General features: G+C 73.2%; 15 protein-coding genes. 6 read left to right on the top strand and 9 right to left on the bottom strand.

The features are described from left to right. Positions 1-355: 355 nt before the first annotated feature. The gene (locus BJP40_RS09900; protein ID WP_071280048.1) at positions 356-1,309 is read right to left on the bottom strand and encodes a Rossmann-like and DUF2520 domain-containing protein; all 954 of its coding nucleotides are present in this window, start codon (positions 1,307-1,309) and stop codon (positions 356-358) included. 157 nt (positions 1,310-1,466) lie between these two features. On the opposite strand from BJP40_RS09900, the gene BJP40_RS09905 reads away from it, so the two are divergent. Continuing rightward, complete coding sequence (locus tag BJP40_RS09905) at positions 1,467-2,762, top strand: low specificity L-threonine aldolase (protein WP_226962523.1); 1,296 nt, start codon at positions 1,467-1,469, stop codon at positions 2,760-2,762. 253 nt (positions 2,763-3,015) lie between these two features. Here the strand turns inward: BJP40_RS09905 and BJP40_RS09910 are convergent, their stop codons facing one another. Continuing rightward, the gene (locus BJP40_RS09910; RefSeq protein WP_143065929.1) at positions 3,016-3,672 is read right to left on the bottom strand and encodes a hypothetical protein; all 657 of its coding nucleotides are present in this window, start codon (positions 3,670-3,672) and stop codon (positions 3,016-3,018) included. A gap of 268 nt (positions 3,673-3,940) precedes the next feature. On the opposite strand from BJP40_RS09910, the gene BJP40_RS09915 reads away from it, so the two are divergent. Beyond that, the gene (locus BJP40_RS09915; protein ID WP_079171058.1) at positions 3,941-5,041 is read left to right on the top strand and encodes a DUF5937 family protein; all 1,101 of its coding nucleotides are present in this window, start codon (positions 3,941-3,943) and stop codon (positions 5,039-5,041) included. A gap of 483 nt (positions 5,042-5,524) precedes the next feature. Here the strand turns inward: BJP40_RS09915 and BJP40_RS09920 are convergent, their stop codons facing one another. Both BJP40_RS09920 and BJP40_RS09925 read right to left on the bottom strand, forming a co-directional pair. Continuing rightward, positions 5,525-6,205 carry a response regulator transcription factor gene (locus BJP40_RS09920; protein WP_071280051.1) on the bottom strand — a complete coding sequence of 227 codons (681 nt, stop codon included), beginning with the start codon at positions 6,203-6,205 and terminating at the stop codon, positions 5,525-5,527. Positions 6,206-6,250: 45 nt separating this feature from the next. After that, entirely contained in the window at positions 6,251-7,441 is a 1,191-nt protein-coding gene (locus BJP40_RS09925; RefSeq protein ID WP_071280052.1) for a sensor histidine kinase, read from the bottom strand. Positions 7,442-7,791: 350 nt separating this feature from the next. Here BJP40_RS09925 and BJP40_RS09930 point away from each other — a divergent pair, with 350 nt between their 5' ends. After that, positions 7,792-8,733: an SAM-dependent methyltransferase gene (locus BJP40_RS09930; RefSeq protein ID WP_071280084.1), complete on the top strand. Its 942-nt coding sequence runs from the start codon at positions 7,792-7,794 to the stop codon at positions 8,731-8,733. Next, complete coding sequence (locus tag BJP40_RS09935; protein ID WP_071280053.1) at positions 8,730-9,896, top strand: NADH-quinone oxidoreductase subunit D; 1,167 nt, start codon at positions 8,730-8,732, stop codon at positions 9,894-9,896. The genes BJP40_RS09930 and BJP40_RS09935 overlap by 4 nt, the downstream gene beginning before the upstream one ends. A 51-nt stretch (positions 9,897-9,947) precedes the next feature. Here BJP40_RS09935 and BJP40_RS09940 read toward each other — a convergent pair whose 3' ends face one another. The 4 genes from BJP40_RS09940 to BJP40_RS09955 form a co-directional block, all read right to left on the bottom strand. Beyond that, positions 9,948-11,081 carry a hypothetical protein gene (locus BJP40_RS09940; protein WP_079171053.1) on the bottom strand — a complete coding sequence of 378 codons (1,134 nt, stop codon included), beginning with the start codon at positions 11,079-11,081 and terminating at the stop codon, positions 9,948-9,950. 127 nt (positions 11,082-11,208) lie between these two features. Beyond that, a complete protein-coding gene (locus BJP40_RS09945; RefSeq protein WP_071280054.1) occupies positions 11,209-12,183 on the bottom strand; it encodes an ABC transporter substrate-binding protein in 975 nt (324 codons plus the stop codon). Next, the gene (locus BJP40_RS09950; protein WP_071268124.1) at positions 12,180-12,860 is read right to left on the bottom strand and encodes an ABC transporter permease; all 681 of its coding nucleotides are present in this window, start codon (positions 12,858-12,860) and stop codon (positions 12,180-12,182) included. Before BJP40_RS09950 ends, BJP40_RS09945 begins: the two co-directional genes overlap by 4 nt. Before the next feature lie 4 nt (positions 12,861-12,864). Next, the gene (locus tag BJP40_RS09955; RefSeq protein WP_071280055.1) at positions 12,865-13,644 is read right to left on the bottom strand and encodes an ABC transporter permease; all 780 of its coding nucleotides are present in this window, start codon (positions 13,642-13,644) and stop codon (positions 12,865-12,867) included. A gap of 178 nt (positions 13,645-13,822) precedes the next feature. On the opposite strand from BJP40_RS09955, the gene BJP40_RS09960 reads away from it, so the two are divergent. Continuing rightward, positions 13,823-14,965: an ABC transporter ATP-binding protein gene (locus BJP40_RS09960; RefSeq protein WP_071280056.1), complete on the top strand. Its 1,143-nt coding sequence runs from the start codon at positions 13,823-13,825 to the stop codon at positions 14,963-14,965. On the opposite strand, the gene BJP40_RS09965 is transcribed toward BJP40_RS09960, so the two are convergent. Next, positions 14,952-16,064, bottom strand: coding sequence for an esterase family protein (locus BJP40_RS09965; RefSeq protein WP_071280057.1), 1,113 nt, complete (start codon positions 16,062-16,064; stop codon positions 14,952-14,954). The two genes, BJP40_RS09960 and BJP40_RS09965, sit on opposite strands and share 14 nt — an antisense overlap. 184 nt (positions 16,065-16,248) lie before the next feature. On the opposite strand from BJP40_RS09965, the gene BJP40_RS09970 reads away from it, so the two are divergent. Further along, entirely contained in the window at positions 16,249-18,084 is a 1,836-nt protein-coding gene (locus tag BJP40_RS09970; RefSeq protein WP_071280058.1) for a phosphatidylglycerol lysyltransferase domain-containing protein, read from the top strand.

Here is an 18,084-nt window from a genome sequence, read left to right on the forward strand (position 1 = left end):
GAGGGCGCGGCTTGGGGCGAGGCCGAGTGGGAGGAGCCGGTCCGGGCCGGCGTTGCGGGGCCGGTCGCAGCACTGGTCGGGGCCGCGTTCGACGAGCCGGCCGGGGGCGAGGCAGAGTTCGCAGCCTGGGTGCGGGGCGGCGTCGCGGCGCCGGGGGCGGCTTCCGGCGAGGCCGCGTTCACGCCACCCGTCTCGGGCGCCGTCGCGGCGCCGGGAGCACCGGCTGCCTTCGTTGCCCCAACGGTTCCCGCCGCCTGGGTCCGGCGGGTGCTGTCCGTGCCTCCGTGCGGCGTAGCGGTCCCGCCTGCGGACGTCCCGTGAGAGGACGTCCCGGTTCCGTGGGAGGACGTCTGGCTCATCGGCTGCTGTCTCCTTCCGCACCGTCGTCCCCGCCTCCGGCGTGGCCGGCGCCGGCGTTCTGGTCGGCGGCGAGGACACCGAGAAGGTCCTCGGCCAGCTCGGGCTTGAGCAGGCCGTGCGCGAGCGCGCGATCGGCGGTCGTCCGGGCCATCGCGAGATAGCCCGCGACGGTGCCGGGCGCGTGCTTGCGCAGCTCCGCCACGTGCGCGGCCACCGTCCCGGCGTCACCCCGAGCGACGGGGCCGGTCAGGGCGGCGTCCCCGGACCGCAGCGCGTTGTCGAGCGCGGCGCCCAGCAGGGGGCCCAGCATCCGGTCGGGCGCCGCGACACCGGCAGTGCGCAGCAGCTCCATCGACTGCGCCACCAGGGTGACGAGGTGGTTGGCCCCCAGGGCCAGGGCCGCGTGGTAGAGCGGCCGGGCCTCCTCGGCGATCCACTCGGGCTCGCCGCCCATCTCGATGACGAGTGCCTCGGCGGCCAGCCGAAGCTCCTCCGGGGCGGTGACGCCGAAGGAGCACCCGGCCAGCCGGTCGACGTCGACACGGGTCCCGGTGAACGTCATCGCCGGATGCAGGGCCAGCGGCAGCCCTCCGGCGCGCCGTGCCGGGTCGAGCACCGCGGCCCCGAACCGCCCCGATGTGTGAACGAGCAGCTGCCCGGGCCGCACGGCCCCGGTCTCCGCCAGCCCCGCGACAAGTCCGGGCAGTACGTCGTCCGGCACGGTCAGCAACACCAGCTCGGCCCGCTCCAGGACCTGCGCCGGCGGTACGACGGGCACTCCCGGCAGCAGCTCCGCAGCGCGCCGCCGCGACGCGTCGGACACACCCGACACGGCGACGGGCCGGTGCCCGGCCAGTTGCAGCGACGCGGCCAGGGCGGGGCCGACCCTGCCTGCGCCGACGACGCCGACGGTGAGCCGGGCGGGGCGGGGTTCTGGTGGTGGATTCACGGGGCGACGGCCTTCCGTTCCAGTCCGCGGCGGGTACCGGACGATTTCTCGTCATGCTACGCCAGCGTTTCGCGTGTCTTCCGCGCTGTCCACAGGCGATGGCACCCGGTCTGATAATCGCGTGCCCCTGTGGAAACGGCACGGCGATGATTCCCGCATGACTGGTGCAATGGCGGAGGGCTCGAAGCCGGAGGACGACGTGCGGCCCGGCGGCGGCCGGCACGAGGAGCGCGGCCGCGGTCCCGTGGAACACGGGGGCGCGGAGCAGGAGGGGGGAGGTGAGAGCCAGGGCGACGACCCGCGGCGCAGGCTGGCGGCGTGGCGGGGTGCCGGCCGGGCGCTGTCGCGGAAACCGGGTGAGAGGACGCTGCGGGAGCGGCTGACGGAGCTGGCGCACGACGGCGAGGAGGTGTACGACCTGGGCGGGTCCGTCGACCTGTACGGGGACGGGATCGTCGCGGAGTTGGAGCGGCGGGTGGCGGAGCTGCTCGGCTTCCCGGCGGCGGTGTTCTTCCCGACGGGAACGATGGCGCAGCAGGTGGCGCTGCGGTGCTGGGCCGGCCGGAGCGGTAACCCGGTGGTGGCGCTGCACCCGATGGCGCATCCGGAGGTGCACGAGCGGGACGCACTGAGCGTGGTGAGCGGGCTTCGCACGGTGCATCCGACCCGAGAGCCGCGGGTGCCGACGGCGAAGGAGGTGCGGGGCCTCGACGAACCGTTCGGCACGCTGATGCTGGAGCTGCCGCTGCGGGACGCGGGTTTCGTCCTGCCGGACTGGGACGAGTTGGTGGAGGTGGTGGAGGCCGCACGGGAGCGGGATGCGCTGGTGCACTTCGACGGTGCACGGCTGTGGGAGACCACGACCCACTTCGGACGGGGACTGAGCGAGATCGCGGGGCTCGCGGACAGCGTGTACGTGTCGTTCTACAAGTCGCTGGGCGGACTGTCCGGGGCGGCGCTGGTGGGGCCCGAGTCGTTCGTGGACGAGGCGCGGGCGTGGCGGCACCGCTACGGCGGCTCGGTGTTCCAGCAGCACCCGGCGGTGCTGGCCGCGCTCGTGGGACTGGCACGGGAGCTGCCCCGGCTGCCGGAGTACGTCGCGCGGGCCGCGGTGGTGGCGGAGGCACTGCGCGAGGGCCTGGAGGCCGGCGGGGCGCCGTGGCTCCGGCTTCAGCCGGAGCGGCCGCACACCCACGAGTTCTGCGTGTGGCTGCCGTACCCGCCGGATGTCCTGTCGGAGGCGGCGCTGCGTCAGTCGGAGCAGACGGGGGTGACGCTGTTCCACCGCTGGTTCGGCGGCGGCCCCGCCGGCCCGCCCGGCGTCGCCTTCACCGAGGTGTCGGTGACGGCACCGGGCCTGGAGTGGACGACGGACGACGTGAAGGGGGCTGCGGAGAGGTTCATGGGGTTCGTGCGGGAGGTGACGCAGAGAGGAGTGGCCCAGGAGGTATGACCGCCGACTCGCCTTGCGGCGGGTCTGGCAGCTTCGGACATCAGCTCGGCGGCTCGTCGGAGCAGCGGTGTGGTGGTGCGGCGGCCTCGCTGGGGCGGCGCCGGTGAGGCGGCGGACACGGCGAGAGCCGTGGGCGTGCGGCGGACACGGCGAGGCGGCCACGGTGGTACAGGGGTCTGCCCCTGCATCGCCCGTCCGCGGCGGGCGGTGCAGGGGAGACGGCGGCCTGCTGGCCTGACCGCTGCTCTGCTGTTCAACGAGCGGGTCCGTTCAGCTGATCAGGAGCGGCAGGATCCAGGCCCAGCTTGCTCCGGCATGAGTCGACGGCCCGAGCGGCGCTGGCAGTCACGGCGTCGCGATCTGGCGCGACCATGTGAAGCTCACGTGCCCTCCTCTGAGCTTCGGCCATCCACGGCGCCAGCGGGTCCTCTCGAAGGATGCGCTCGAAGTGATCGCGGGCCGTGTCCGGATCCCCGGCCAGGGCGGCTGCGATCCCCGAGTCGAAGCTGTCCCAGAGGAGTCCCCGCCGCACCGGCCTGGATGTCAGGTATCGGGCGACCTCTGGCAGAGCCGGGAACTTCTCCCTCAGCGCGGTCACGCTCGCAACCGCCTGTCGGCCGAGTTCGACTGCCAGTGGCGTGAACTGGTCCTCGGTGCGGAACCGCTCGGGGCTGACTCGGACTGCGTCCGCGTGAAAGGCCAGGTGGTCCACGTCGTGCCACAGCCACATCGCACCGACGTGCAGACCGCTGCCGGCAGTACGTGGCGGGGGGAACTCCACAACCCCGAGCCACCACCCGTGATCATCAATCCACAGCCGCGACCGCCCACGCTGGGCAAGGCCGAGCGGCTTCAGGACCTCTCGTGCCACCGAGTTGATGATCCGGGGCACCGGACTGAGATCTGCCATGTCCGGCATTGTCGACCGTCCTACCGACACTCCCGCCGGTACTGAGCGTCATCCTTCTACGGAAAGTGGACCAGAACCGGTTCTGGCAGACAAAGCCAGTTGGTCGTTGGTCAGTGGTTGGTTCTGGCGGTGCTGTGTCCGATGGTCATGCGGTCATGCGGTCGGGCAGAGGGGCGGAGAGGTGGTCGAGCTGAGGAGCGGGGATTGACGGAGATCGTCAAGCGGGCGGAAGGGGCGAAGGGAGGTACCGCAGGATGAGTACGTGAGCGTGACCATAGACATCACGGGCCTGCCGGCAGAGCGCATCGTGTTCGCCCTCTCCCCGCTGGCGGAGCTGGCCGCCGCCCTGCACGCGTTGGCAGAGCCGGCCCATCACCCGGGGCTGCACGGATGGGCGACGGCCACCGCGTCAGGGTTGAAGCCGGACCTGGCCGACCGGCTCCACGAGGCGAACTTCCTGTGGACGGGTTCGCTGTCGGACGTGTTCTTGCCGTACGCCGGTCTCCGCGGCGGAGACGGGCAGCCCGGTACCACGCTCGCGGAGGAGCTGGACCTGCTGGACCGGCTCGACGAGGAGCGGTTCGTCGCGGCCGCCCTGGAGTTCAGCTGCTCCGTGGCCCGGGTCACGGACGAGGTGTGTCGGCCGGCCCGCGCGCTGGAGCTGGCTGCAGGACGGGGACCACGGCAGCTGGAGTTCACCCGTCGGCTGCTGGATGATCCGAGTGGCGTGCGGGCGTGGCTGCGGCGGCTGTTCGAGGACTGCGACGAGGCGTTCTTCGCGGACACGTGGCGCCGCGTCCAGCCGACACTGGCCGCCGACGCCCGGGAGAAGAGCGCGCTGCTGCGCCGCACGGGGGTGGACGAGGCGGTGCGGGCGGTGTCACCGGCGGTGGCGGTCGCCGAGGAAGACGGGCGCCGACGGATCCGCGTGGACAAGATGGCGCAGGGCCACACCTCGGCCGTGGACTCCGAGCTCGGGCCCGGGGTGCTGTTCGTGCCGTCCCGGTTCGGCTGGCCGCACCTGCTGGTGCTGCACGCGCCGCGCTGGCGACCCGTCGTGCACTACCCGGTCGGGGTGCCGGGGGTGCCCGGCGCCGCTTCCGTGGAGCTGCTGCAGCGGCGCATGGAGGCGCTGGCCCACCCCCTGCGGATGCGGCTGTGCCGACAGTTGGCGCGCGGTTCGTACACGACGAGCGAGCTGGCCGGCATCTACGGGATCACGTCCCCGGAGGTGTCCCGGCACCTGTCGGTGCTGAAGAAGGCGGACCTCGTGACGGTCCGGCGCCGCGGCCGCTACGTGCTCCACCAGCTCGACGTGGCGGCGGTCGCCCGCATCGGCGGGGACTTCCTGGAAACCGTCCTGCGGTGACCTCGGGCCGAGGACCGGCACGGCTTCACCGACCGCGGCCGGCCGAGGAGCAGCCCGCGCGGCCGCACGGAGCGCTCCCCCGGCTTGCGGTCCCTGCCCCTTCGACCGCCAGGGTCGCCGGGGCCGTCCGGCCACGCCCGACCACACCGCACACCCACGCCGCACGTGCCCAAGGGCGTCTCAAGGACCCCTGTGCAGGGCCTCGCCGAAACCGCCCCCGACGACGCCGAGCCACCGGCACCCGGCCCCGGCCGCCGGTGCCCGCCGCCCAACGCGGTACCGCCGACCGTCGCCCCGGCCCGCAAGCCCCGGCCTCGCACCTCAGGGCCCCGGCCCATCCCCACGCGCCGCAGCGGCACCTCGCCGCCCGCCACCGCCCACGCCGCCGGTCACACAGGTACCGCACCCTGCACCCCACACCCCCGCTCGTACGCGGTCTGCGTCTTGCCGCCGCCGCAGGGGCCGTTGAGCCAGATCAGCATGTCAGGGCCGGGGGCCGCCGCCCGCGCGGACCAGGCCGGTCTCGTAGGCGAGGACGACGACCTGCACCCGGTCGCGCAGCTCCAGCTTGGTGAGGATGCGCCCCACATGGGTCTTGACAGTGGCCTCGGACAGGACGAGCCGCGCGGCGATCTCGCCGTTCGACAGCCCTTGGGCCACCAGCAGCATGACCTCACGTTCGCGGTCCGTGAGCCGGTCCAGCGCCCTGTGCTGCGGCTGCCCGCTGCCGGCGGTCGGCAGCATCGACGAGAAGCGGTCCAGCAGCCGCCGCGTCGTCGACGGCGCCACGACCGCGTCCCCGCTGTGCACGGCCCGGATGGCGGCCAGCAGCTCGTGGGGCGGCACGTCTTTGAGCATGAAGCCGCTCGCGCCGGCCTTCAGCCCGGAGAACGCGTACTCGTCCAGGTCGAACGTCGTGAGGATGAGTACGCGCGGGGCGCCCGGCGCCGAGCAGATGCGGCGGGTGGTCTCCACGCCGTCCAGCTTCGGCATGCGGACGTCCATGAGGACCACGTCGACCGGTGTGGACCGCAGCACCTGCAAGGCCTCCACGCCGTCGCCCGCCTCCGCGACGACCTCCATGTCCGGTTGGGCGGCGAGCACCATGCGGAAGCCGGTACGGAGCAGCACCTGGTCGTCGACCAGCATCAGACGGATCGTCATGGGGTCTCATTCCTCGAGGGGTCGGGGCGTGGCGCACGGGGGTGCTCACGGGGCGGGCTTCAGGGGCAGCAGGGCGCTGATCCGGAACCCGCCGCCCGGGCGGGGCCCCGCGTCGAGCGTGCCGCCCACCATGCCGACGCGTTCGCGCATACCGATGAGGCCGTGGCCGCTGCCGTCAGCACCGCCGTCCTCGTACATCTCCTGGGCCGCGCCGCGGCCGTCGTCCTCGACGAGCAGGCCGAGCCCGTCGTCGAAGTACATCAGCCGGACGCTGGCGCCGGCGTCGGGGCCGCCGTGCTTGCGGGTGTTGGTGAGCGCCTCCTGCACGATGCGGTAGGCGGTGAGCTCGACGCCGCTCGGCAGGGGCCTGGGGCTGCCCTCGACCTTGAAGTCGACGGGGAGCCCCGCGGTGCGGACCTGCTCCACCAGGTCCTCGATCTGCCCGACGTCGGGCTGCGGCACGTACTCGCCGGCCTCCTCGTGCTCGCCGGTGCGCAGGATGCCGAGCAGCCTGCGCATCTCCGCGAGGGCCTGCCGACCGGTGGAGGAGATGGTCTCCAGGGCCTGCCGGGCCTGGTCGGGTGCGGCGTCCATGACGTACGCGGCGCCGTCGGCCTGCACGACCATGACGGACACGTTGTGGGCGACGACGTCGTGGAGTTCCCGGGCGATGCGGGCCCGCTCGGCGGCGACGGCGACCTTGGCCTGGGCTTCCCGTTCCCGTTCCAGTCGGGCCGCCCGCTCCTCCAGCTGCGCGAAGTACGCGCGCCGGGTGCGCATCGAGTCGCCGAGCACCCAGGCCAGCACGAACGGCACGGTCATGAACACGGTGAACGCCACCACGCCGAGCGGCGACAGGTCCGGGCCCGGCCAGCGCAGCCCCGCCAGCGGCGCGGCCACCACCCCGCCGGCCAGCGCGAACCGCGAGGCCCAGCGCGGCCCGTCGTCGGCGGCCACCGTGTAGATGATGACGAGCATCGCGAAGTCGGCCGGGTTGACATGCACGTCGAGGGCGAGCTGCGCGACCCCCACGGCCGCCGTGAGGAGCAGCATCTGCCGGGGGGCCCGGCGGCGCAGTGCCACGACGAGGCAGAGCAGCAGCACGATGACGACGTTGACTGCGAGGTTCCCCGACATGCCGGACATGGACACCGCGGCGAGGCCGAGGAGCATCACGGCCCAGAAGCTGTCGACGCCCGTCGGGTGCCGGCGAAGGAAGTCGTAGAGGCGCTGCACGTAACCCAGCGTAGGGAAGGCGGACAGGTGCCCGGGTCAACCGGGAGTGCGATCCAGGGGAAACCGCCCTACTCCCCAAGGTGGACACTGGGCGCGTGACGGATGAGACGGACGCGACACCGGACCCGGGCCGGGACCCCGCACCCGACGGTGCACCGCTTCCCAGCCCGTGCCCGGACCCCGCACCCGACGGTGCACCAGTGCCCACCCCGAGCCCCGACAGCTCACCGGCCCCACTCCCGCACCGCCTGCACCAGGGGACATCAGCCCCACCCCGGCACCCTGCACCGCACGGGGCGTCGGGCCGGGCCGGGGCCTGGCGCGGGTGGCGCGAGGCCGCTGGAGCCGCGCTGTACGGGCCCGGCGGCTTCTATCTGCGTCCCGAGGGCCCCGCGGGCCACTTCCGTACGTCCGTGCACGCCTCTCCCCTCTTCTCCTCCGCCGTCGCCCGGCTCCTGGAGCGCACGGCGCGGGAGCTCGGCACGGACGAGGTCGCGTTCGTCGACATGGGCGCGGGCCGGGGCGAGCTGGTGGCGGGGGTGCTGGCGGCCGTGCCGGCGGGGCTGCGGGTGCGGGCGTACGCCGTGGAGCGGGCGGCCCGCCCGGAGGGGCTGGACCCGCGGGTGGAATGGACGGACGCCCCGCCTAAGGGGGTGCGGGGGCTGCTGTTCGCCAACGAGTGGCTGGACAACGTGCCCGTCGACGTCGCCCAGGCCGACGCGTCCGGCACCGCGCGCCGCGTCGACGTGCGGGAGGACGGCAGCGAGCGGCTGGGAGCGCCGGTGACGGGGGCGGACGCCCGGTGGCTGGAGCGCTGGTGGCCGTTGCGCGAGCCGGGGACGCGGGCCGAGATCGGGTGGCCCCGCGACGAGGCGTGGGCGGCCGCCGTCGGCACGCTGGCCGCCGGGCTCGCGGTCGCCGTGGACTACGCCCACCGGGCGGAGGCGCGGCCTCCGTACGGGACGCTGACCGGGTTCCGGGAGGGACGTGAGGTGGCGCCGGTGCCGGACGGCAGCTGCGACATCACCGCGCACGTGGCGCTGGACGCGTGCGCGGCGGCGGCCGCGGTCCCCGGGGCGGCGGCCGAGCTGACCAGCCAGCGGGAGGCCCTGCACCGGCTGGGCGTGTCGGGTGGGCGCCCGCCGCTGGCCCTCGCCTCCCGTGACCCGGCCGGCTACGTCCGGGCGCTGGCCGCCGCCGGAGAGGCCGCCGAGCTGACCGCCCGCGGCGGGCTGGGCGACTTCACCTGGCTGCTCCAGCGGGTGCCGGGAGGGGGATACTGTCCGGCATGACGCAGACGCAGGCCCCTCGGCCCAGGGAGACCACGGTCGGCATCGGAGGTGCCGCCGAGAGCACCGACATGGTGTTGAACATCGGCCCCCAGCACCCGTCCACGCACGGGGTGCTGCGGCTGCGCCTGGTCCTGGACGGCGAGCTGATCCAGCACGCCGAGCCGGTGGTCGGCTACATGCACCGGGGTGCGGAGAAGCTGTTCGAGGCCCGTGACTACCGGCAGATCGTGATGCTGGCCAACCGGCACGACTGGCTGTCGGCGTTCTCGAACGAGCTGGGCGTCGTCATGGCCGTCGAGCGGATGCTCGGCATGGAGGTCCCGGAACGGGCCGTGTGGCTGCGGACGCTGCTGGCGGAGCTGAACCGGGTCCTGAACCACCTGATGTTCCTGGGCTCCTATCCGCTGGAGCTGGGCGGCATCACGCCGATCTTCCACGCCTTCCGGGAACGGGAGGAGCTCCAGCATGTGATGGAGGAGGTCTCCGGCGGCCGGATGCACTACATGTTCAACCGGGTGGGCGGGCTGAAGGAGGACCTTCCGGCGGGCTGGCTCGGCCGCGCCCGCGAGGCCGTCGCCTCCGTCTCCTCCCGGATGGACGTGTACGACCGGCTGGTCCTCGGCAACGAGATCTTCCGGGGCCGCACGCGGGGCGTGGGCGTCCTGTCGGGGGAGCTGGCCCACGCGTACGGGGTGAGCGGGCCGATCGCGCGGGCGTCCGGCGTCGACTTCGACCTGCGGCGCGACGAGCCGTACCTCGCGTACGGGGAGCTGGCGGACGTCCTGAAGGTGGTCACCCGGCAGGAGGGCGACTGCCTGGCGCGGTTCGAGTGCCTGCTGGAGCAGACGCACAACGCGCTGGAGCTGGCCGCGGCCTGCCTGGACCGGCTCGCGGAGCTGCCGCCGGGACCGGTGAACCAGCGGCTGCCGAAGGTGCTGAAGGCACCCGAGGGCCACACGTACGCCTGGACCGAGAACCCCCTCGGCATCAACGGCTACTACCTGGTGTCGAAGGGCGAGAAGACGCCCTACCGGCTGAAGCTGCGCTCGGCGTCGTACAACAACGTCCAGGTGCTGACCGAGCTGCTGCCGGGCACGCTGGTGTCGGACATGGTCGCGATCCTGGGCTCGTTCTTCTTCGTCGTGGGCGACATCGACAAGTGAGGGCCGGGGCGCACGGCGCCCCGGCCCTCACAGCGGCCGCGTCCCCGCCCGTCAGGAGCTGACGGCGTTCCGCAGGCCCATCACGTCGATCTGCTCCGTCTCGTCGTGCGCGGTGAGGTCGATGACCTCACCGACGGCGTGGTCGGCGCCGCGCGGCCTGACCGGCTGCGGCCGGCCCTCCGGCCGCTCCTCGCCCCGGGGCTCCGCCGGGTCCTCCGCCCGCGCCCCAGCCGGGTCCTCCGCCCGGGTCTCCGCCGGCTCCTCCGCCTGGTTCTCCGCCTCGGCGAGCGCCTCCTCGCCCACGACGTCGGCCAGGTCCTCCTGCTGCACCGCCTCGATGGCGGGGGCGGGCTGCTTCGCCGTGAGCTGCTTGCCGCCGCCCTGCTTGCGCAGCGCCTTCTCGCCTTCCATGCCGAAGAAGTCGAAGCTGCCCTCGGGGCGGGGCGCCGGGCGGCGCTGCGGCGTCGGCGGCACGATGGCAGCCGCCGCGGGCACGTGCCGCATCGCGGACGCGGCCGAGGCCGAGGAACCGGGAGCCTTGCGCAGCGCCGCCTCCGCGATACGGCGGGCCTCCTGCGCGGCGGCGTTGCGGGTGAGGTTCTGCAGGGCCCGGGCCGCGCGCAGGTAGTCGCCGGGCGTGGGCGCGGTGGTCGCGACGACGAGTTCGGCGCCGGTGGCCCCGGCCGCCGCCCCCGGCTCGGCGGAGCCGGGGACCGCGTCTGCGTCGCCGGTGGTTCCGAGAGCCAGTTGGCGGCGGCCTTCGAGAGCGCTGGCCCGCTCGGTCTCCGCGGTGGCGTAGCGGCGCAGCAGTCCGGCGTGCTCGTTGCGCAGCTTGGCGAGCTCGACGCGCTTGGCGCGCAGCTTCGCGTCGAGCTTGGCCCGCAGCTCGCGGGCCTCCTCCAGGTCGGCCTCCAGCTCGGCTATGCGCTCCTCGGTGCGCCACTCGTCGCTGGCGCGGGCCCGGGTGAGGTCCGCGACCCGGCGGCCCGCGGTGCGGTCCCAGTTGCGCATGAGCACCGCGCCGGTGACGGCCGCGGCGGCCGCGGCGGCGACCAGCAGGCGGAGCACCAGGGGGTCGGCCAGGAGCCAGGCCCCTCCGGCGCACAGAACGGATGCTCCGGCCACCGCGGTGGGCGGAAGGAGCCGGTGCAGAGGAGGGGAATGGCGGTGGCGTCCACGTGGCATGGCCTGAAATTTACCGTGCGTAGGGGGTCTCTGGGGTGTCGGCCCGGCAATGTTTTGCCCACGCGTTCCGTTTCCCCGTCGGCCACCCCACTCGGTCATGCTCGCGCAGCAGTTCGCGCGGGTGCCGCTACTTCCGGATCAGCCCCTTCTCGACCAGGTAGTTCTTCGCCGCGTCGGCGGGCTTGGCCCGCTCCGCGTCCACCTTCCTGTTCAACTCCACCAGATCCGCCGTCGTCAGCGCTTCGGTGACCTTGGCGAGGGCGGCGGCGATCTCCGCGGAGCCCGCGTCGCGCGCGTTGACGACCGGCAGCACGTTGTCCGCGTTCTGCAGCTTCTTGTCGTCCTCCAGCAGCACCAGGCCGAAGGCATCGAGCGTGGCGTCGGTGGTCGTGGTCAGCACGAGCTGGTCGATGCCGTCCTTCACCGCCTGCTTGGCCTGCGGCGTGCCGACGCCCTTGGGGTCCACGCCCGCCACGTCGATTCCGTACACCGACTTCAGCCCCGGCGCGCAGAACGGCCGCACGGTGCACTCGTCACCGGCGGCGATCTTCACCTTGATCTCGGACCGGCCGAGGTCGGAAAGCGTCTTCAGACGGTTCTTGTCGGCGAATTCCCGGGTCACCGCGAAAGCGTTCTGGTCGACCGCCTCGCCCGCCGGGAGCACCTTCAGTCCGCGCGGCTCCGCCAGCTTCTCCAGGGCGGCCACGGTGGCCGCCACATCGCTGGACGCGACGGGCTTCTCCTGGGGTGCCTCAGGGCCGTTCGTCTTCGCGTTGAGGAATTCCGCAAGCGTAGCCGCGTATTCCGGTACGACGTCGATCTCGCCCTTCTCCAGCGACGGTGCGTACAGCTCCCGGTTCTCCACCGTTCTGATGGTCGTCCGGTACCCGGCGTCCGCCAGCACCTGCGCGTAGAGCTCCGCGAGCACCTTGGACTCGGTGAAGCCCGCGGAGCCCACCACCAGCTCCTTGCCGGACCGCGACGATCCGCCGCCGCTCTCCTCCAGGCTCTCGCCGCCGCACGCACCCAGCACGGCGGTCAGCACCAGCGCGCCGGCCGCGGCACCGGCGGTCCGCGTACCCCTGTTGTTCCTCGGCATCATCGTCTTCTCCGTCTCTTCGGTCCATGGCCCACGAGCGCCCGGCTCACACCGGCCAGCGCCCCCTCCACCAGCAGCGCCAGCGCGCCGACCAGCAGGGCCCCCGCGAACACCTGCGCGGTGTCGTACGTGTGGAAACCCGCGGTGATGATCCGGCCGAGACCGCCCTCCCCGGCCATGGCCGCCAGCGTGGCGGTCGCGACGACCTGCACGGCCGCCAGCCGCAGCCCCGTCAGCACCAGCGGCAGGGCGAGCGGCAGCTCGACGGTACGGAACAACTGCCCCCCGGACATGCCCATGCCGCGGGCCGCCTCCACCACCGCACGGTCCACCTCGCGCACTCCCAGGTACGCGTTGGTCAGCAGCGGCGGCACCGCGAACAGCACCAGCGCGACGATCGTGGGGACGCCCCCGTACCGCCCCAGCGGGGTCAGCGTCAGCAGCACCAGCACCGCGAGCGTCGGCACCGCGCGCCCCACGTTCGACACGTTCACCGCCAGGGCCCCGCCCCGGCCGACGTGCCCCAGCCAGAACGCGAGCGGAAGCGCGATCAGGCACGACAGCAGCAGGCACACGCCGCTGAACCACAGGTGCTCACCGAGCCTGTGCCACACGCCCGACTCGCCCTGCCAGTTGGCCCCCGTGCCCAGCCATCCCAGCGCGTCCAGCACCACACCCATCGCCCTAGCCCGCCTCCCCCGCCCGCGCCCGCAAGCCCGCCCGACCCCGCGGCCGGCCCGCCCGCCCCGTGCTCCGCGCCCACGGCGTGAGCAGCCGCTGCACCCCCAGCAGCAGCACGTCGGCGGTGACGGCCAGCAGCACGCACAGCAAGGACGCGGTCAGCACCTGCGCCTTGAAGTTGCTCTGCAGACCGCCCATGATCAGCGTCCCGAGGCCGCCGTGGTCCACCAGGGCGCCCACCGTCGTCAGGGCCACGGTCGACACCGTCGCCATCCGCACCCCCGCCATCAGCGCGGGCAGTGCGAGCGGCAGTTCGACCTCCCACAGCAGCCGGCCGGGTCCGTAGCCCATCCCCCGGGCGGCCTCCCTCGTCTCCTGCGGCACCGCCGCAAGACCCGCCAGGATGTTCCGGACCAGGATCGTCAGCGAGTACAGCACCAGACCCGTCACGACCAGCGCCGCGGACAGCCCGAACACCGGAAGCAACAGCGAGAACATCGCCAGCGACGGCACCGCGTACAGCAGCGTCGTCAGGCCCAGCACCGGCCCGGCGAACGCGGGCCGCGCCCGCACGAGCAACGCCAGCGGGAACGCCACGGCGACCCCGATGAGCACCGACACGACCGTGATCCACACATGCTGGCCTGTCGCCTCCAGCAGCTCCGGTGCGCGGGAGCGCACGTACTCCCCGCAGATCCAGTCGTTGGCCGCGAGGCATCCGCCGCCGGCCGCGGCGCCGGCCGCGCCGTCACCGGCGACGGCCGCCCATCCCGCACCGCTCATGGCTCCCCCACCTCCCCCGGCGTGACGACGGACAGGGCGTCACCCGCCCCTCCTTCGCAGCAGTGTTCGACCCGCAACGACCCTACGCCCCGGCACTGACATGCACCGCCCGACGCCCCGAAGAGGCACCATAGGCCCCAGCCTCACCACAGGTCACCGAGGGCCACAAGGGGGAACAATGATCCGGTTCGAGAACGTCACCAAGCTCTACCCGGACGGCACACGTGCCGTCGACGACCTGACCTTCGAGGTCGCCGAAGGCGAACTCGTCACCCTCGTCGGCCCGTCCGGCTGCGGCAAGACCACCACCATGAAGATGGTCAACCGCCTCGTCGAGCCCACATCCGGCCGCATCCGCGTCGCCGACCGGGACATCGCCGACACCGACCCCGTCGAGCTGCGGCGCCGCATCGGCTACGTCATCCAGCAGGTGGGACTCTTCCCCCACCGCACCGTCCTGGAGAACACCGCGACCGTCCCGCGCCTCCTCGGCACCGGCAGGGCCAAGGCCCGTGCCCGCGCCGCCGAACTGCTCGACCTGGTCGGCCTGGACCCCGCCACCTACGGCGACCGCTACCCCGACCAGCTGTCCGGCGGCCAGCGCCAGCGCATCGGCGTGGCCCGCGCGCTCGCCGCCGACCCGCCCGTCCTGCTGATGGACGAGCCGTTCGGCGCCGTCGACCCCGTCGTCCGGGAGCGGCTGCAGAGCGAGTTCCTCCGGCTCCAGTCCCGGATGCGCAAGACGGTGCTGTTCGTCACCCACGACCTGGAGGAAGCCGTCCGGCTCGGCGACCGCATGGCCGTCTACGGACAGGGCCGCATCGAGCAGCTCGACACCCCCGCCACCGTCCTCGGCGCCCCCGCCACCCCCTACGTCGCCGAGTTCGTCGGCGCCGACCGCGCCCTCAAGCGGCTCGCCGTCACCCCCGTACGCGAGGCCCATCTGGAGCAGCCGCCCACCGTGGGCCTGGACGACCCGCTGACGACCGCGCCGGACGACGGACCGGCCGTGGTGCTGGACGCGGCGGGACACCCGTACGGCTGGCTCCCCGCGGGCAGCGCGGGCGCCGCGGGCGGCGTACGCGACCGCGCCCACCCCACGGCGGCCCGCGTTCCGCTCGGTGCCTCCCTGAAGGACGCGCTGTCGGCGCTGCTCCAGGACGACGCGGGCTGGGTCGCCGTCGTCGCACCGGACCCGGAGGACCGGAACCCGGACGGCGGGGACGGCGGGCGCTACCTCGGCGTCCTCACGCCCGAGCGGCTGCACGAAGCGCTGCGCGACTCCGTGCGCGCCGAAGCCGCCGCCGTCACGCCGCGCTGAGGCGGCCGCTCATCCACACCAGCGCCGGCGGGATCTCCCGGTTCCACGTGCCGAAGTTGTGTCCCCCGCTGTCCAGCATGATCGACGAGACCCTGGCGGGGGACTTCACCCTCTCGACGAACTCCAGCGTCCCCTTCAAGTTCCCCTCGCCCTGCCGCGACGACGCGACGAGGAAGGACGACTTCCCCAACGGCACGTTCTCCAGGCTCCACAGCAGGTCCGCCCGCTTGCGCAGCGCGTCGTCGCCGCGGAACAGATCACCCGTCGTCACGTCCTCGGCCGCCTTGTAGTACGCGGACAGGCCCGCACCGGCCGCGAACTGCTCCGGGTGGTGCAGCGCGATCTTCAGCGCGCAGTAACCGCCCGTCGAGTTCCCGATGAAGCCCCAGTTCCGCGGCGCGCTGCCGACCCGGTACGCCTCCGACACCGCCTTCGGCAGGTCCTTCGCGAAGTACGTCTCCGTCTGCGGCCCGCCCGGCACGTCCACGCACTCCGTGTCCCGCGGCGGCGCCACGGTGGGCCGCAGCATCACCAGCACCATCGGCTGCATCTTCCCGGCCTTGACCTGCTCGTACGCGGTACGCGGGTAGCGCAGCCCCTTCAGCAGGTTCTCGGCCGTACCCGGATACCCCGTCAGCACCACCGCCGCCGGGAAGGTCCGCTTCGCGTTCTCCGGCAGGAAGTACTCGGGCGGCAGATAGACGTAGGCGGGACTGTCGATCCCCGACCTCTCGCCGGAGACGACCACCTTCTGGATCTCCCCGCCGATCTCCGGCCGCTGCCCGCCCGGCACCTCAAGGCCCCGCCGCTCCAGCACAGTGACGTTTCTGCTACCCGCCGAGTGATCCACGACCACCCCCATCTCCTGCTCCTGACCGAACAGATCGGCCCACGACCCGTAGAACAGGAAGTAGTTGTTCGCCGCCAGCCCCACCGCCGCGAACAGCGACAGTTGCGTGGCCACCAGGAGCCCCACCCTGCCCAGCAGCACCCGCCAACCGCGCCCCGACAGCCGCGGCCACAGCCACACCGTCACCGCGAACAGCGCCACGGCCACCACAGCGGCCAGCGCCAGAACCTTGTTGCTGGTGAGACCCATGCGTCGTCCAAGCTTTCCTGTCGAATCGGGGGAGGGCGAGATTTTTCCGGCGGGCCGATGAACCCGGGCCGCGGACGCGTCGTCCTAGAGGGCGCACACCGTCCGGTCGTCCCGCACCGGAGCCGCACCGAGCGGCTCCCGGACGCCAGGGACGCCACGACCTCTCGCAGAGCCACGGGAAGCCATGTCTGTCACGCAAGATGGGGATAAATCAGGATCGGTTCCGCCTCGCATGCGCCGGATCCTGCGGGGCCCCCGCCCCGAGAAGGTGCCCGCGATCGTCGGCACGGCCTGCACGTTCATCGGCCTCGTCGACATCGCGGCCGGTGTGTTCCCCCGATTCCGCGCCAGCCGCATCCACGACCTCGTCGAATTCCTCCCCGGCACCCTCGGACCGCTCTCAGCGGCCCTCTCCGTCAGCGTCGGCGTCCTGCTGCTCCTCCTCGCCCACGGCCTCAAGCGCCACAAGCGGCGCGCCTGGCGGGCCGCCGTCGTCCTCCTGCCGATCGGGGCCGCGGCCCAGTTCACCTACCGCCACTCGGTCCTCGGCGCCCTCTTCTCCCTCGCCCTGCTGGCCCTGCTGCTCCAGCACCGCAAGGAGTTCGCCGCCCTGCCCGACCCGCGCAGCCGATGGCGGGCCCTCGCCAACTTCGTCCTCATGGGCGCCGGCTCCATCGGCCTCGGCCTCGTCATCGTCAGCGCACACCCCGGCAAGGTCATCGGCGACCCCGGCCTCACCGACCGCCTCACCCACGTGCTCCTCGGCCTCTTCGGCGTCGAAGGCCCCGTCTCCTACGGCGGCAGCGTCTCCTGGACCGTCGGCTACTCCCTCGGCGCCCTCGGCCTCCTCACCGCCATCACCACCGTCTACCTCGCCTTCCGCCCCGAACACCCCGTCGCCAGGCTCACCGAGGACGACGAGGCACGCCTGCGCGACCTCCTCGCCCGACACGGCGGCCGCGACTCCCTCGGCCACTTCGCGCTCCGCCGCGACAAGGCCGTCGTCTTCTCCCCCAGCGGCAAGGCCGCCGTCACCTACCGCGTCGTCTCCGGCGTCATGCTCGCCAGCGGAGACCCCATCGGCGACGTCGAAGCCTGGCCCGGCGCCATCGAACGCTTCATGGACGAGGCCAAGGCCCACTCCTGGACCCCCGCCGTCATGGGCTGCTCGGAGACCGGCGGCCACGTCTGGACCCGCGAAACCGGCCTCGACGCCCTGGAGCTCGGCGACGAAGCAGTCGTCGACGTCCCTGGCTTCTCCCTCGCCGGCCGCGCCATGCGCAACGTACGCCAGATGGTCAAGCGCATCGAACGCAACGGCTACCACACCCGCGTCCGACGCGCCCGCGACATCCCCGACACCGAGATGGAACACATCCGGCAGGCCGCCGCCGACTGGCGCGGCACCACCACCGAACGCGGCTTCTCCATGGCCCTGGGCCGCATCGGCGACCCCCAGGACGGCGACGCCGTCATCGCCACCGCCCACAAGACGGACGAACACACCGGCACCTCCCCCTACGGCGACCTCAAAGCCGTCATCCACTTCGTCCCCTGGGGCGACGACGGCATGTCCCTCGAACTCATGCGCCGCGACCGCACCGCCGACCCCGGCATGAACGAGCTCCTGATCGTCGCCGCCCTCCAGGCAGCCCCCCAGCTCGGCGTCGAACGGGTCTCCCTCAACTTCGCGATGTTCCGCTCCGCCCTCGCCCGCGGCGAGAAGCTCGGCGCCGGGCCCGTCCTGCGCGTCTGGCGCGGCCTGCTCGTCTTCCTCTCCCGCTGGTTCCAGATCGAGTCGCTCTACAAGTTCAACGCCAAGTTCCAGCCCCGCTGGGAACCCCGCTTCGTCGTCTACCGCCGCACCGGCGACCTCCCCCGGATCGGCCTCGCCGCCATGCAGGCCGAAGGCTTCGTGGACCTCACACCGCCCCGCCCCCTGCGCCGCCGACGCCCCCGGCCCGCCCGGCCGTGCCCCCACATCACCCCGCCGCCCGGCGAACACGTCCGCGCAGCCTGA

Origin of the sequence: Streptomyces sp. CC53, assembly GCF_001865245.1 — a bacterium.
Taxonomy (GTDB): Bacteria; Actinomycetota; Actinomycetes; order Streptomycetales; family Streptomycetaceae; genus Streptomyces.